The 14,794-nt window shown below is 37.9% G+C and carries 18 protein-coding genes, 1 pseudogene and 1 other annotated feature; all 19 genes and pseudogenes read right to left on the minus strand.

The features are described 5' to 3' along the window. Positions 1 to 13 precede the first annotated feature (13 nt). A complete protein-coding gene (gene ruvA / locus DX933_RS12225) occupies positions 14 to 619 on the minus strand; it encodes a Holliday junction branch migration protein RuvA (protein ID WP_123316709.1) in 606 nt (201 codons plus the stop codon). A 297-nt stretch (positions 620 to 916) separates the two neighbouring features. Then, complete coding sequence (locus DX933_RS12230; RefSeq protein WP_123316710.1) at positions 917 to 1,648, minus strand: YebC/PmpR family DNA-binding transcriptional regulator; 732 nt, start codon at positions 1,646 to 1,648, stop codon at positions 917 to 919. Positions 1,649 to 1,828: 180 nt separating this feature from the next. Continuing rightward, positions 1,829 to 2,560 carry an NAD(+) synthase gene (gene nadE / locus DX933_RS12235; RefSeq protein ID WP_123316711.1) on the minus strand — a complete coding sequence of 244 codons (732 nt, stop codon included), beginning with the start codon at positions 2,558 to 2,560 and terminating at the stop codon, positions 1,829 to 1,831. 250 nt (positions 2,561 to 2,810) lie between these two features. Further along, complete coding sequence (gene safA, locus DX933_RS18645) at positions 2,811 to 3,692, minus strand: SafA/ExsA family spore coat assembly protein (protein WP_223805956.1); 882 nt, start codon at positions 3,690 to 3,692, stop codon at positions 2,811 to 2,813. 207 nt (positions 3,693 to 3,899) lie between these two features. Next, complete coding sequence (pheA, locus tag DX933_RS12245) at positions 3,900 to 4,754, minus strand: prephenate dehydratase (protein WP_123316712.1); 855 nt, start codon at positions 4,752 to 4,754, stop codon at positions 3,900 to 3,902. 14 nt (positions 4,755 to 4,768) lie between these two features. Continuing rightward, positions 4,769 to 5,218, minus strand: coding sequence for an ACT domain-containing protein (locus tag DX933_RS12250; RefSeq protein WP_123316713.1), 450 nt, complete (start codon positions 5,216 to 5,218; stop codon positions 4,769 to 4,771). 31 nt (positions 5,219 to 5,249) lie between these two features. Continuing rightward, positions 5,250 to 6,530, minus strand: a complete 1,281-nt coding sequence (gene obgE / locus DX933_RS12255; protein WP_123316714.1) for a GTPase ObgE — start codon at positions 6,528 to 6,530, stop codon at positions 5,250 to 5,252. A gap of 13 nt (positions 6,531 to 6,543) precedes the next feature. Continuing rightward, positions 6,544 to 7,059 (minus strand): Spo0B domain-containing protein, encoded by a 516-nt coding sequence (locus DX933_RS12260; protein WP_123316715.1) that lies wholly within the window; start codon positions 7,057 to 7,059, stop codon positions 6,544 to 6,546. A gap of 307 nt (positions 7,060 to 7,366) precedes the next feature. Next, the gene (gene rpmA, locus DX933_RS12265; RefSeq protein ID WP_123316716.1) at positions 7,367 to 7,657 is read right to left on the minus strand and encodes a 50S ribosomal protein L27; all 291 of its coding nucleotides are present in this window, start codon (positions 7,655 to 7,657) and stop codon (positions 7,367 to 7,369) included. A 13-nt stretch (positions 7,658 to 7,670) separates the two neighbouring features. Then, positions 7,671 to 8,000, minus strand: a complete 330-nt coding sequence (locus DX933_RS12270; protein ID WP_123316717.1) for a ribosomal-processing cysteine protease Prp — start codon at positions 7,998 to 8,000, stop codon at positions 7,671 to 7,673. 11 nt (positions 8,001 to 8,011) lie between these two features. After that, positions 8,012 to 8,320 carry a 50S ribosomal protein L21 gene (gene rplU / locus DX933_RS12275; protein ID WP_123316718.1) on the minus strand — a complete coding sequence of 103 codons (309 nt, stop codon included), beginning with the start codon at positions 8,318 to 8,320 and terminating at the stop codon, positions 8,012 to 8,014. A gap of 15 nt (positions 8,321 to 8,335) precedes the next feature. After that, positions 8,336 to 8,409: a sequence feature (ribosomal protein L21 leader region), on the minus strand. Between the two features lie 123 nt (positions 8,410 to 8,532). After that, positions 8,533 to 9,384, minus strand: a complete 852-nt coding sequence (locus tag DX933_RS12280) for a site-2 protease family protein (RefSeq protein WP_123316745.1) — start codon at positions 9,382 to 9,384, stop codon at positions 8,533 to 8,535. A gap of 1 nt (position 9,385) precedes the next feature. After that, a complete protein-coding gene (locus DX933_RS12285) occupies positions 9,386 to 10,150 on the minus strand; it encodes a M23 family metallopeptidase (protein WP_123316719.1) in 765 nt (254 codons plus the stop codon). A gap of 121 nt (positions 10,151 to 10,271) precedes the next feature. Next, entirely contained in the window at positions 10,272 to 11,069 is a 798-nt protein-coding gene (gene minD / locus DX933_RS12290; RefSeq protein WP_123316720.1) for a septum site-determining protein MinD, read from the minus strand. Beyond that, positions 11,062 to 11,748, minus strand: coding sequence for a septum site-determining protein MinC (gene minC, locus DX933_RS12295; RefSeq protein ID WP_123316721.1), 687 nt, complete (start codon positions 11,746 to 11,748; stop codon positions 11,062 to 11,064). Before minC ends, minD begins: the two co-directional genes overlap by 8 nt. An 84-nt stretch (positions 11,749 to 11,832) precedes the next feature. Continuing rightward, positions 11,833 to 12,366 carry a rod shape-determining protein MreD gene (gene mreD / locus DX933_RS12300; protein ID WP_123316722.1) on the minus strand — a complete coding sequence of 178 codons (534 nt, stop codon included), beginning with the start codon at positions 12,364 to 12,366 and terminating at the stop codon, positions 11,833 to 11,835. Continuing rightward, on the minus strand, positions 12,366 to 13,241 hold the full coding sequence (gene mreC / locus DX933_RS12305; protein WP_123316723.1) for a rod shape-determining protein MreC: 876 nt from the start codon (positions 13,239 to 13,241) through the stop codon (positions 12,366 to 12,368). The genes mreD and mreC overlap by 1 nt, the downstream gene beginning before the upstream one ends. Positions 13,242 to 13,252: 11 nt before the next feature. Beyond that, the gene (locus tag DX933_RS12310) at positions 13,253 to 14,293 is read right to left on the minus strand and encodes a rod shape-determining protein (RefSeq protein WP_123316724.1); all 1,041 of its coding nucleotides are present in this window, start codon (positions 14,291 to 14,293) and stop codon (positions 13,253 to 13,255) included. A gap of 233 nt (positions 14,294 to 14,526) precedes the next feature. Beyond that, positions 14,527 to 14,667 (minus strand): annotated as a pseudogene (locus tag DX933_RS12315) (JAB domain-containing protein); the annotation flags it as partial. Positions 14,668 to 14,794 lie beyond the last annotated feature (127 nt).

The following is a 14,794-nucleotide window of genomic DNA, read 5'->3' on the forward strand; positions in this document are numbered from 1 at the left end:
TTATTCCTCCCTGTTATTTCTTCATCAATAATGCCAATGCATTTCGAATAATCGTATCGGTCTCCGCTGCACCAGATTGTTGGAGCTGTGGTGCAATCGATTGAATCTCTCGTTCAGCATAGCCTAATGCCTTTAACGCTTCTTTCGCTTCCATAAATGCAATATTCGTATCAGAGGACACTGCAGCTTGATTACTTGCACTTGATTGAAGTTCAAATAAATTGGTTAGTTTTCCTTTTAAGTCTAAAATGATTTGTCTAGATGTTTTCTTACCGACCCCCGGAAAACTTGTGAGGTATTTATCATCCTCGCGTTCAACAGCTGCAACAAAATCTGGAATATCCACGCTTCCTAAAATCCCAAGTGCCCCACGAGGACCAATCCCAGAAACTGAAATAAGCTTCATAAACAAATGCTTTTCGTCCATATTTTTAAAACCATACAATGCTTGAATATCTTCACGTACATGCTGGTATGTATGTATTTTTATTTTCTCTTTTATTCGATCTTGAAATATAAACGGGTTGGGACATATGACCTCATATCCAATACCGTGAACATCTACAATAATGGAATCGTCCAAAATGCTGTCCAATACTCCCTTAACAAAGGCAATCATGGCGAATCTCTCCTCTAAGTATTTCCTTTAACTATTTTAGCATACTGTTCTATGTATAGCTTCAACGAGTGTTCCAGTATATGAAAAAAGGTTGGGACATAACTATTTTTAAATTAAAATGTGTAAAATCCATTAGTTGTGACACAGGCTCTGGTCTGGCTAATGAAATGCATAGTCCGGAGTAACATCATCTAAGATATATTGAATTAGTGTCTTAGAAATGCTTCGGAGCTATGGTTTGCACATTTTAAATAAAATCAGTTACATTCCAGCCTTAAGAATAGCTATAACATTCTTTTATGCTTCTAATTTTAAATTATGATGAATATCCTGAACGTCCTCTTCCTCCTCCAGCATATCTAATAGATTAAGCATTTTTTCCTCATCTTCTTTGGAAACAGCATGAAAGTTTTGTGGAATGAGCGTCACTTCTGCCTCTTCCAATTCATACCCTTGTTCCTGCATATGAGTTTGAACGTCCTCAAAGTTTTCTGGTGCTGTAATGATTTCATATAACCCATCTTCTACAATGATATCATCTGCACCGGCTTCAATTGCTTCCAAAGTTAACTCATCTTCGTCAATCTCGCCAGCTTCATTGAGAATGACGATATATCCTTTCCTATCGAACATAAAGGAGACACTGCCATTTTCACCAAGGTTACCAGCATTTTTCTTAAATGCATGACGTATTTCTGCCGCTGCACGATTACGATTATCTGTTAATACATGTACGATAATTGCAACACCACCGGGACCATAGCCTTCATAAGTAATTTCTTCATAATTTGCTCCATCCAAGGTACCAGTTGCTTTTTTTATTGCGCGGTCTATATTATCATTGGGCATATTAGCTGCTTTAGCTTTATCAATTGCTGTACGCAATGCAGCATTCATAGAAGGATCTCCCCCACCTTGCTTTGCTGCCATATATATGTCCTTCGCATGACGCATAAAGATTTTACCTTTTTTAGCATCCTGTGCGCCTTTTCTCCGCTTAATATTATTCCATTTAGAATGACCAGCCATCGGGCATTCTCCTCTCTATCAATATCCTTTCTTACTATATCAAAAATAAACAAGTAAATAAAGATGAAACCCATTCACCATGTGCAGAAATCAATCGTTAGCTATTTGTTTAAATCCGTATGTATTCAGCTCCAAAAAAAACCCTTCTTTCCCATTTTTGAAAAAAGAAGGTTTGTTCGTTTATCTCCTATATTGTGGTAATGGATTTCGTTTATGTTCAGATACACGATGCATCCTTTCAATGATGTCCTTATCCTTTTCAGGTATTTTTTGCCCTTTTACATAAGCATCAATCATCGTATATGTCGTACCCATTTCGTTCTCATCTGTTTGTCCTTCCCATAAATCGGCACTTGGATTTTTATGGATGACTTCTTCAGGTACGCCAAGATATGCTGCCATTTCCCGAACCTCTTGCTTCGTAAAATCTACGAGCGGCAGAATATCTACACCACCATCGCCATACTTGGTGAAATAGCCCGTATACCATTCAGATGCATTATCTGTACCCACTACTAAGTAATGATGGTTGGAAGCAATCGCATATAAGGTGGACATCCGTAATCTAGCCCTTAGATTCGCATTTGTCAATCGAGCAGCATCCTGTTGGAAGGTGTCACCAAGTTCTGATTCAAGTGTTTCCCATAATGTACGATGTGTGTCCGTTAAATCAATTGTCAATCCAGTGATTCCACTAGTTTCGATGACCTGCTTTGCATGAACCATATCTCTTGGATTACTATTTAGCGGCATCATCACACCAACCGAATGATCCGGAAATGCTCGTTTGATTAAAAATGCTACAACCGCTGAATCCAATCCTCCACTCACACCAACAATGGCACCATTACAACCAGCTTGTTTTACTTGTTCCTGTATCCATTTCACAATTTCATCTACATGTTTTTCCAAAAAATCATCACTCCTCACACCTAATATGTACATCACACTATTGCTTTTGCTAGTTATACTTATGAACAAATGAATACTCTGTACTATGATTTTAGCATGCTTTGTATGGAACGTAAAAACTTATCACACAAAAGAACTCGTAGAAATACTTAAACCTTCATGGATACTTCTCAGTTTTTGCTAATATACAAATATTATGTTCAAATAAAATAAAAAGAGACGATAGAAAACCTCGTCTCTACGATATGGTTTATTCTTCGTACTTCTCTGATTGTTCCCACCCAACTGGCATTTCCGGTTGCAGCTTATCACCAGGGCGTCTCCATACATTTGTATGGTCGACAGCTGATGGATAAAGCTCTGGTCCACCTTGCCATGACAAATTATCTTGGGCTACAGGCTGTGCGATAGAATATTCCTTAGGCACTGGATAGTGCTGATATTCGCCTTCAGCGGGACGCATGCATTTGCATCCATGGTGCTGCCAACCGTGAGACGGTTGCATATGCTGTGGTCCCATTAAATGACCTGGTTGGCATCCGTGTAATGGAAATGGCGGAAACGGTGGATGACAAGGATGCATACAGGGATGCATCATGGGGAACCAGGCTTGATGACAAGGAATAGGTATTGGTAGCGGCATTGGCTGGGTTTCAGGAAATGTTGGTGTAGGAATTTGTTCCACTGGTTTCTGTGTTTCTTTCTTTTCTTTCTTTACCTCCTTTTCTTCTTTCGTTGGCTGTTCTGGTTTATATTGTGATGGGGGCTGCTCCATAATCGGCATTTGCATCACAGGATATTTCGGTAAATGCTGCTGGGGCATTTCCATCTTTGGTGCTTGTGGAACTACCTTATTCGGTTGTTTTTTCTCATCTTCTTTAACAATTGGTTTAGGTATTGGCTTTGGTTGTTTTGTAACTGGCTGTTTCACTTGTTCTTTTGGTTTTTCTTTCACCTGTTGCTCTTTTTTAACTGCTTTTGCTGTACCAGGTATTTTTATTTTCATCCCGGGCATAATCATATCTGGACTGGATATTTGTGCGTTGATTTCTTGAAGTTCATTAAAATCAACACCGAACTTTTTGGCTATATCCCACAAAGTATCGCCTTTTTTGACAATATAAATCCTCAATATGTTTTGGCTCCTTTCTACTTGTTGCTAATCTGGGCTATTACCTCTTTACCAACATATGCAGTAACAATTAAAATGTTGAAAGCAATTATAGAAATAAAGCCATTTGTGTAGGATTGCACGGTTAAAATGCTACATTTTAGCTACGAATGACTTATCAGTTGACAATAAAAAAACCGTTTTCCCTTTAAAAGGAAAACGATTTTTTTATATGTTTAAATGATAAACTGGATATGTTCCGAGTACTGTAACATTGCAGCCTAATGCCTCAAGCTCTGCCTTCACACTAGGAAATAACACATCATCAAACGGCTGATTCACATCAATAATGAAAAAGTAATTCCCAAGCCCAGTTTTCATAGGTCTGGATTCAATCTTTGATAGATTCATTTTTCTCCATGCAAATGCGGATAGCACTTGGTGTAATGCCCCTGCATAATCTTTTGGCAATGTAATCAATAATGTCGTCTTTTCAGATTGATGTGATTGCTTTATTTTCACAGTAGATGGATCCTTAGCTAATACAGCAAAGCGGGTATGGTTGTTTGGGAAGTCATGTATATTCTCCTTCACGATTGTTAAACCATATTCTTGCGCTGCTAAGCGGTTGCCAATTGCTGCGTTAGATGTCATTTCGCTACCTACTATTTCTGCTGCTCTTCCTGTTGAAGAGGTATATACAATAGATGCCTGTGGTAAATGATTGTGAATATATTGATGACATTGCGCAATCGCATGACTATGTGAATGCACTTCTGTAATATCGGATAACTGCCCATTGAAATCTGGATGAAGTAATAAATGCTGCTCAATTGGGACCACTATTTCCGAAACAATCGGCAATCTCACCTGATGAACAAGATAATCAATCGTAAGTTGTACCGTTCCTTCTATTGCATTCTCTAATGGAACAACACCAACATCAATTTCCTCAGAGTGAACGGCATCAATACATTCCGGGATGGTTTGAAAACCTTGTTTCTCTTCCCCGTTAAAAGCTGCGTCCACTGCAAGCTTCGTAAATGTGCCTTTTGGACCTAGATAACCTATTTTTTTAACCAATACTATATCCTCCCCTATGCGCCAGAGCTTAGCATGTCGACTCTTTCAATGAAATCTAATCGTTTGAGTTGCTGCATCAGCCGATCCATATCTTCTTTCAGGTGAGAGACATCCAAGGATAATGTCACATTTGCTTTTCCTTGAATAGGAATGGTCTGATGGATGGTTAACACATTACATCCTGCAGCTGCAACAATGCCTAATAGCTTGGAAAGGGTTCCTGCACGATCCTCCAAATGAAAAAACAAAGTAATTATTTTTTCCTTCACCATTGCCTGGAACGGGTAAACTGCATCTTTATATTTATAAAAGGCACTCCGTGATAATCCCGCTAGTTGCACTGCTTCATAGATGCTTTTTGCTTTTCCACGTTCCAAAAGTTCTTTTACTTCAATTGTTTTTTGCATGGATTCCGGTAGTACATCACTGCGGACCAGATAAAACTTTCCATTTTCCACAACCATCTCTTATCCCTCATTTATCTTTGTTGGCTGGTTATTCAATAAACTCAAACTCAAATTCAAGTAACCTTACTGTATCCCCATCCTTCGCTCCTCTTTCACGAAGTGCTTCATCTACACCCATACTACGCAATTGGCGAGAAAATCTTTGTACAGCTTCATCTCTAGCAAAATCAGTCATTTTAAATAATTTTTCAATTTGTTCTCCTTGCAGTACAAATGCACCATCTGAATCGCGTGAGATTTCAAATGCTTTTTCTTTTTTCACATGGCGATACACAACTTTTTCCTCTTTTTCCTCCAAATCAAGTGTTTGCTTTGGAATAGAATCAAGTAGGTCTGCAACGCCATAAAGCAGTTCTTGTAATCCATCCTTTGTTACTGCAGAAATCTTATAAATAGAATGTGCATCTTTTATTCGATTTCGAAAGCTTTTAAGGTTTTCTTCCGCACCCGGCATGTCCATTTTATTTGCGGCAATAATTTGCGGACGTTGCAATAATTTTTCATCATATTGCTCTAACTCTTGGTTAATCTTCTGATAATCATCAAATGGATCTCTTCCTTCTGTGCTTGCCATATCAATGACATGAACAATAACCCGTGTTCGTTCGACATGACGTAAGAACTGGTGTCCAAGACCAATCCCCTCATGTGCACCTTCTATTAATCCAGGTAAATCTGCCATCACAAAGCTTCGTTGATCACCTGTGTCCACAACACCTAAGTTTGGCGCAAGTGTGGTGAAGTGGTAGTCAGCAATCTTTGGCTTTGCAGCACTTACAACGGAAAGCAGCGTGGATTTCCCAACACTAGGGAAACCAACAAGGCCGACATCTGCGATTAATTTAAGTTCAACTTTAATATTTCTTTCCTGACCTGGTTCTCCATTTTCAGCAAAAGCTGGAGCAGGATTTTGTGGACTAACAAAACGACAATTTCCACGTCCTCCTCTTCCACCATTAACAATAATGGCTTCCTGACCATGTACAGTTAAATCAGCAATCAACTGATTCGTATCTTCATCTATGACAGTAGTACCCGGTGGAACTGGGATGACCAAATCAACAGCATTCTTCCCATGCTTACTCTGACTCATGCCATTCTCTCCACGCTTCGCTTTGAAATGACGATTATATCTAAAGTCCATCAATGTGTTAAGACCTTCATCTACTTTAAAGACAATATTACCGCCATCTCCACCGTCACCACCAGCTGGTCCTCCTTTTGGAATATATTTTTCCCGACGGTAAGCAACTAGACCATTACCGCCATCTCCAGCTTTCACATATACACTTACCTGATCTACAAACATTACATCACTCCTTTTAAACGAGTGAAATGCGCATCATACATCGCAATCCATCTTTTAATTGTTCCACTTCCTCAAATGCTTCAAGCATATGCTTACTTCTACACCAATTCTTAAAATATCCATGAATGGTAAATATTATGTGAACCGTATTCTGATGTACAGCAAGCTCCATAATAACATGATATAGTTCAGAATCTTCCCCTTGTTCATGGATCATATTTGTTACAATATTTCCAGCATGTACGAGCTTTGTATCCAAAACCATTAAATCCGAATTATTCGTATGTATTTTATAGGATAAACGAATATGATCGTGTTTCGTGTTAAATTGGAGTGTCCAAAGTATAAAATGTGTTGCTTTCGTATTCATTAACAGTCGTTCTTGCTCATATTCTGCAATAATGTCAGTCATTTTATCAGCAACTACATCCACTTTTCCCATACTCAGATAGCCTTGAACAATTTGTAATTGATTCATTAAATCATGTCGCTTATTTTGCAACATATGAATAATTTCTTTTTTCTCCAATTCTACCACCTCATCATGAAGAAAATTATAACAGAAAACAACAGATACTTCATGAAAAGTTAAAAAACGATAAAGTGAAACTTCAATCAGTGGGAGTTTTCCCCACTGATTGTTAGTTGAACCAATCTGGCCTTTACTGGCTGTTGATCACCCGCTTATAACTCTTGTTATCAACAAAAATTATTGCAGTGGGATCTTACAGCCAGTTAATCTGTGGTAAAATTTTATATTATTCCACTTCTAATGAATCACATTGCTTGAAAAGTAAAAAACTCCAACCATTAACTGGCTGGAGTTTGATCATGTATTAAGCTTCTTGTGCAGCAGGATAAACACTTACTTTCTTACGATCGCGTCCGAAGCGTTCAAATTTAACAACTCCATCCACCTTCGCAAAAAGTGTATCATCACCGCCACGACCAACGTTTTCACCTGGATAGATCTTTGTTCCGCGTTGACGGTACAAAATAGACCCACCAGTTACAAACTGACCGTCTGCACGTTTCGCTCCAAGGCGTTTAGCATGTGAATCACGACCATTTCTTGTACTACCAACACCTTTTTTCTGTGCGAAAAATTGTAAGTCTAGACGTAGCATTTGCTCCACCTCCTCATTTCTTTCGTATCTGAATAAAGCGATTATATTCTCGTTCAATCGTTTCCAATGAAATAACCATACCTTCTAACAATAAGGAGGCCTTGTCTTTTATATGGTCATCCACCTGTGATGGTATTTCCACAGATAAATATCCACCTTCACGCCCTTGTTGTATTATAGGCGTAAATTGACATAACTCCGCTACAGCATTTACTGCTCCAAATGATACAGCCGATACAGCGGCACATACGAGATCATATCCATAAGGACCACTTTTTGCATGTCCAGATATTTCAAATGCCTCTACATACCTTCCATTGTAACGAACCTCTACTTTAATCATGACAACAGCCCTTATAGATTGATTTTATCAATAACCAATTTAGTATATGGCTGACGATGACCTTGTGTACGGTGGTAATTCTTTTTTGGTTTGAATTTGAAAACACGAATTTTCTTTTGACGGCCATGTTTTTCTACTTTCGCAGTGACTGTTGCACCTTCAACATATGGCGCACCAACTTTGACATCATCTCCGCCAACGAAAAGCACTTTGTCAAATGTTACAGAAGCATTTTCATCTGCTGCAACTTTCTCAACGTAAATTTCTTGACCTTCAACAACTTTTACTTGTTTGCCACCTGTTTCAATAATTGCGTACATAAATATTGCACCTCCTTGATTACTAAGACTCGCCATGCAGGTATCCTTATAAAGGAATTTGAACCTGATCTGTGCGGTTGTAGCACTGGTGCTACGTTTGAATAACGTATTGATGTTATCATGTCTTGACCTTATTTGTCAAGCGTTGTAAACATATTTTATTCATTCCATCATGTTCATGTCATGTGCTTATGGTGAAGATTATTATACATCTAGGCAAGTCGTTTTCCTAACTCTCCGATTGTTCCTTTATAATTTTTCAAATGAAAATAGCTACGTAAACAATCCATTTCATCAATTGTCTGTCGTTCCTTTTGTGGGTATAAGATATAAATAGCATGCTTTTTATCCCTTCTAAAATAAGCAAAAACATCCATGATAAGCGTATCATCGGACACATAAATCGGATGCAGTTTTTTTATTGGTGCGTTACCTTCATAGCGTCTCAGCAAGAAACGCAAGAACACGAAATACCGTTGTTTCCATTCTGTTCGATTTTCCATAAATAAGAACAACATGATTAACAAAAAGCTCAATGAAAAAGATTGATAAACAGACCAGAATATGATTGCAAAAATACTGGCAGCCATGGAAAGTATAATAATCAGCTGGTGAGCCTTCTTATACGGAAAAATACGAGTCAATAACATAAATAATATTTTGCCACCATCCAGTGGCCAAATTGGCAGCAAATTAAAAAAAAGAATGGCACTATTATAAAAATATAGCAATTCAATCGTAGATGCAGATAATAAATTGGTGTCAGCAGCAAACATAATCAGTACATAAAGGATAACATGCTGAAAAGGACCAGCAATGGTAACAAGCATTTCCTCATGTAATGGTCTGTTCCCGTGCTCGTCTGTATGCATGACACCACCAAAAACCCACAGCATCATGCCCTCCACCCGCCACTTAAAAAACTTCGCCATCATATAATGCCCCAGCTCATGTAAGCTGACAATCGCCAGAATAATATATAATTGTATAAACGTCCCCGTCATGAAAGATACAGCAATGAATATAAATATGGTCGGATGTAGCCGTATATTTGGCAACCACATGTTATTGCTGATCAACTTGAATCACCTGGATAGGATCGACATATTCGTGGTCTTTTTCAATTGCAAAATATACGGTTGAATTATTTTTATCTGGGATAAATTCTCCAATATACTCATTTGCTGCTACATATTGATACAGATGTACATCTATTTCACTTAGGTATCCATAAATCGTATTACTTTGATCGGGATGTTGAATAATAACCGTTTTACCAGTCTTACGATCATTTCCGGCAAAAATGACAATGCCTTGCTTCAGTGCTGATACCGGTGTATCATGTTCAGCAGCAATACGAATCCCCGTTCCATTCGCATGAAAGCTTTCCATCACATCTCCATTAACAGGTAGCGAAAAATCCAATACATTTCTAGCTGTGGATTTGGATGTAGGAGAAAATGCCAGCGGGCTACCAAATCGATCCTGATACCATTGATTCACTTTCGCAAACGGAAATTCTTCATTTAGCGAACTACTCGTCCATTGCCTTAGCTTCAAAAATTGTCCAGACTCTGTTTTGGAAACAATGGCTACTCCTAGAAATAATGCAATAGAAAGCACTGCTTTCACAACCATATTGGTTGGAAAACCTGAGAAAAATGAAATATTTGAATTTGGCAGTTCAGCATATACCCCGTGTCTTTCTTCATCTGTTGGCAAAAACGTATGGGGATGAATGACCTGTTTCTGTTTATGCTGTACTGATCGATCACGAATACGTTTTCTTTCTCGTATCGATTTACGCACCTGTCTGACATCTTTGCTCATATACGTCACATTCCTTTTCAGCGTTTTTATCACTATATGCGGATGGTGGACAGGTTATGAGCAGACAGCAAAATGGACAGGCTTTTGCCCGTCCGTTTTATGCATATAAATGGATTAGCCCTTAGGAACGCATCCCTAAAAAGCTGCGTACACGCTGCAAGAATCCTTTTTCATTTTCAAGTGATTGTAATGGCACTGATTCTCCCAAAATTCTTCTTGCGATATTCCGATATGCAATAGATGCTTTTGAGTTTGGATGTAAAGCAATTGGCTCTCCTTGATTTGACCCTTTAATAACATCATCATCATCCAGAACAATCCCAATTAATTCAATCGATAACACTTGAACAATTTCATCGATTTCCATCATATCCCCATTTTTCATCATATGATTCCGAATTCGATTAACAATCAGATGTGGTCGATCGATGGATTCTTTTTCTAGCAATCCAATAATCCGATCCGCATCGCGAACACTAGATTTTTCAGGTGTTGTCACAACGATTGCTCGATCTGCTCCTGTAACCGCATTTTGAAAACCCTGTTCAATACCTGCAGGACAATCGATAATAATATAATCATATTCTTGCTTTAACGCTGCAACGATTTCTTTCATACCATCTATTGTCACGGCAGATTTATCACTTGTTTGTGCAGCAGGAAGCAAAGACAAGAAATCAAAACGTTTATCTTTAATTAAAGCCTGACTAAGCTTGCAACGACCTTGAATAACATCGACGATATCATAAATAATACGGTTTTCCAGTCCCATGATAACATCTAAATTTCGGAGCCCAATATCTGTATCAATTAAACAAACTTTCTTCTCCATTAGTGCCAAAGCTGTTCCTATATTTGCCGTAGTCGTCGTTTTACCAACGCCGCCTTTTCCAGATGTAATGACAATGGCTTCACCCATTTTGCATTCTCCTCTCGAATCCACTTAACGTCTTGATTCTATGTGAAACTGACGCTATACGATCAATTCTAATTTTATCTTCCGCTTCATCGATATAACCACATTCCATATAAACGCCTTCTGCTTCATAATCAGGAGCTCGGCTAATATAATCTGCAATCCGTAATTGTGTAGGTTTCATATAGGAGGCAGCAATGATGGCCTCTCGATTTCCATTTATTCCTGCATGTGCTGTACCATTCATTTGGCCGAGAATATAAATATTTCCAGTAGCCTCTACCTTACCACCAGGATTCACATCACCAATGAGTAACATATCACCCGTTGTTGATAATACTTGGCCAGAACGGACGATTCGAACAAATGATTTTATTTCACTATTTTCCAGCCACTGAATGGCTTCGTCTCTTTCTATTAAATTGGAATCAAATAGTTGTATTCGAAAACGATTATCTCTAACCAATAACTGGATGAGTTGCTCTTTTTCATTTTGATTTAAATAACGATTTCCGAGCTTAATTGTAACCGGAACGATTGGCTCATCCTGCAGTGGTTGGCTAGCTTTTATCTTTTCTTTTAATTCTTCCAATGCAGAATCAAAGCTACATACATCACTGATAAATATTGTCAGGCCATCTCTTGTACCTTTTATGGAAATACGTTGCTTATTTTCTGTCATGTCTTCACCCCAATACTTATCCGTTGCAATTACTTTTTTATATAAGTCAAATCAATAGCTCATCTCATTCTGCATATTTGTAATTTATAAGGAATGATGAAGCCGTTGATCCTTCCAAATCTCAAATCTTTTAGCCAATAATGGATAAAATAATAGAAGGAATAACATATTTGCGACTATTGTTGGCAGTAATCGATATAGGAAATAATTTCCCCATGCCATATCAGCAATTTCTATCATTGAAAATAAAAGATGGATACTGGCATCCGCAAACATGATAGCTAAGATGCCCATTAGCAGTGATGACAAAATATTAGCATGAAAGAACCGTGATAGGCTATGAATCAGATAGATGCAAATACCATATGTAAACATATAGATACCTAGCACACCAGTATAAACGATGTCAATCACTAATCCAAAAATAAGACCATATAAAACGGCAGCATGCGTGTTTTCAGTATCATAGAAAACCGCTACAAGAACGAGTACAATTAATACCCAGTGTGGAATCATATACAAGTGACTTGTTACTAGTTTGGCGGGTAAGAGTTCAAGTGCGACCCCTTCTAAGATCATTACAAAAAATAAAATGAGTGGTATATAAAGTCGTTTCACTACTCCACCCCGCCTGTTTCCTGTCCATCCAATGATGGTAATTTCCGATCAACGACAATCACATTGTCAATTTCATATAGGTCAGCTGCTGGTTTGATCAATGCAGTTCTGGTTAGACCATATTGATCTGGTATTACTTCTTTAACTGTTCCAATTAATAACCCCGCAGGAAATACACCGCCTTTTCCAGATGATACGACGAGTTCTCCTTTTTTCAAATCCTTATCCGATTCCTCAATTATTTTAAATAATAGGGAATTCGTTTCCTGATCATAGTTCTCAATAATACCGAATATATCTTTTCCTTTTTTTCGTGAGATGGTTGCAGATATTCGATTGAATTGATCAAATCCAGTTAGTAATTGAATGGTTGCAGTCGATTTGGAAACAGAATGAACCTTTCCAACCATACCATCGGCAGTAATGACAGCCATATTAGGCCATACACCATTTAAAGACCCCTTATTAATCGTTAGCTGTTCAATCCATCTTTCAGGCGATCTGGAAATGACCGATGCTTGAATCGCCGTATAATCTCGGAGGGAATCTGTTTTATCAATAAGCTTTCTTAATTCCTTATTTTCTTCTTTTAGCTCTTGTACTTCATAAATTAACGTTTTATATTGAGCAAGTTTTTCCTTTAAAATCGCATTTTCATCGTATGTGTTGCGGATGTCATCCATATTGGAAAAAACATCCGTAATATATTTGACAGGGGCATGAATGATACTTTGCATCCAGCCAACCGTATCACTAACAAACTGTTCAGCAGTTGTCAGCTTATCTCGATCACGAATAGAATAACCGATTAGGACGACCAAAATAATAATCCCAATCAATAAAACAAATAACTTTTTTTTGCGTAAAAATGACATGAAAACACCTACTATTCTACGTTGGGGCGATTTGCGACATTGGAATGAGCCTTAAAGTGTTGAATGTAATCCAATGACTTCCCTGTTCCAATGGCAACACTTTCTAATGGTTCATCGGTTATAAACACAGGCATTTTCGTTTCATCACTAATCACTGTGTCCATGTTTTTCAGTAATGCACCTCCACCTGAAAGCACAATTCCACGATCCATAATATCAGCTGCCAATTCAGGCGGTGTCTTTTCAAGTGTCGACTTAACAGCCTCAACGATGGACTGTACCGTGTCTTGAAGTGACTGAGATATTTCCTTTGCAGAAATCGTAATTGTTTTAGGCAGACCAGTTAGTAAATCTCTTCCCCGAATATCAATTTCTTCATCCTGTGTTGGTTCAGTAGCAGAGCCGATATCCATTTTAACAGATTCAGCAGAGCGTTCCCCAATCATAAGACTATATTTTTTACGAATATAATGGATGATTGCCTCATCCATGTTGTCACCAGCAGTTCGAATGGAACGACTCGTAACAATCCCGCCTAGCGAAACTACCGCTACTTCTGTCGTACCGCCACCAATGTCAACTATCATACTCCCTGTTGGTTCCCAAACAGGTAATCCTGCACCGATTGCAGCAGCAAATGGTTCGGAAATTGGAAAGGCATCCTTAGCACCTGCTTGTTTCGTGGCATCTAAAACAGCCCGCTCCTCTACCATAGTAATGCCAGAAGGCACACATATCATCACGTTGGGTTTTTTCGCAAACAACGATCTGCTGCGAAGTGCTTTTTTAATATAATACTTCATCATGACCGCAGTTGTATCATAATCGGCAATGACACCATCTTTCATGGGTCGAATGACGGAAATATTGCCGGGAGTACGTCCAATCATATTTCTTGCGGAACTACCGACCGCTTCAATAGAACCTGTTTCAATATTACGTGCAACTACTGTTGGTTCACGTACGACTACACCTTTTCCTTTTATAAAAACCAATGTATTGGCAGTTCCTAAATCAATTCCAAGATCCTGTGAAAAATTAAATATTCCCAAAAAAATCTCCCTTTCCCAAATAACAGTCATCCATGGTATTTATACTATAACGATTTAATATTGGTCATGCAATAATCGAAATAAACAAATTGCACACAGTATATTCATTATGTATGTTATATATATCACGAATCAATAGTAATAAGCGCCAGATTCAATCCTATTGAAAAATGGCGCTGTTTCATTTGTTACTCTATATAATTATACGAAATAAACTTTAAAATTGATAGTACTTATAAATATCCTTTTTCTTTTAGGGAAATAAATTTTCGATCGCCAATGATGATATGATCCAAAAGATCGATTCCTATCATTTTTCCTGATTCATTTAATCTTTTTGTGACTTGGATATCTTCTTGGGATGGTGTAACGTCTTATCAAGAGTAAATTACTAAAAATCCATTAACATCAATGTTTTTACTTTAAGGACATATATTTAACGCATTAAATCAAAAGAAAAAATACAATGTAATTATGAGATGACAATTGATTACGGTCATA

Source organism: Ornithinibacillus gellani (assembly GCF_003730295.1).
In the GTDB taxonomy this organism is placed as follows: Bacteria; Bacillota; Bacilli; order Bacillales; family Amphibacillaceae; genus Ornithinibacillus_A; species Ornithinibacillus_A gellani.

What these genes read in the sequence shown, in the direction of transcription:
- ruvA (WP_123316709.1), bottom strand. Translation starts at nt 619, where the DNA reads ATGATTGCCTTTGTTAAGGGAGTATTGGACAGCATTTTGGACGATTCC.
- DX933_RS12230 (WP_123316710.1), bottom strand. Translation starts at nt 1,648, where the DNA reads ATGGCTGGTCATTCTAAATGGAATAATATTAAGCGGAGAAAAGGCGCA.
- DX933_RS12250 (WP_123316713.1), bottom strand. Translation starts at nt 5,218, where the DNA reads ATGGTTGTGGAAAATGGAAAGTTTTATCTGGTCCGCAGTGATGTACTA.
- obgE (WP_123316714.1), bottom strand. Translation starts at nt 6,530, where the DNA reads ATGTTTGTAGATCAGGTAAGTGTATATGTGAAAGCTGGAGATGGCGGT.
- rpmA (WP_123316716.1), bottom strand. Translation starts at nt 7,657, where the DNA reads ATGCTACGTCTAGACTTACAATTTTTCGCACAGAAAAAAGGTGTTGGT.
- DX933_RS12270 (WP_123316717.1), bottom strand. Translation starts at nt 8,000, where the DNA reads ATGATTAAAGTAGAGGTTCGTTACAATGGAAGGTATGTAGAGGCATTT.
- rplU (WP_123316718.1), bottom strand. Translation starts at nt 8,320, where the DNA reads ATGTACGCAATTATTGAAACAGGTGGCAAACAAGTAAAAGTTGTTGAA.
- DX933_RS12280 (WP_123316745.1), bottom strand. Translation starts at nt 9,384, where the DNA reads ATGTGGTTGCCAAATATACGGCTACATCCGACCATATTTATATTCATT.
- DX933_RS12285 (WP_123316719.1), bottom strand. Translation starts at nt 10,150, where the DNA reads ATGAGCAAAGATGTCAGACAGGTGCGTAAATCGATACGAGAAAGAAAA.
- minD (WP_123316720.1), bottom strand. Translation starts at nt 11,069, where the DNA reads ATGGGTGAAGCCATTGTCATTACATCTGGAAAAGGCGGCGTTGGTAAA.
- minC (WP_123316721.1), bottom strand. Translation starts at nt 11,748, where the DNA reads ATGACAGAAAATAAGCAACGTATTTCCATAAAAGGTACAAGAGATGGC.
- mreC (WP_123316723.1), bottom strand. Translation starts at nt 13,241, where the DNA reads ATGTCATTTTTACGCAAAAAAAAGTTATTTGTTTTATTGATTGGGATT.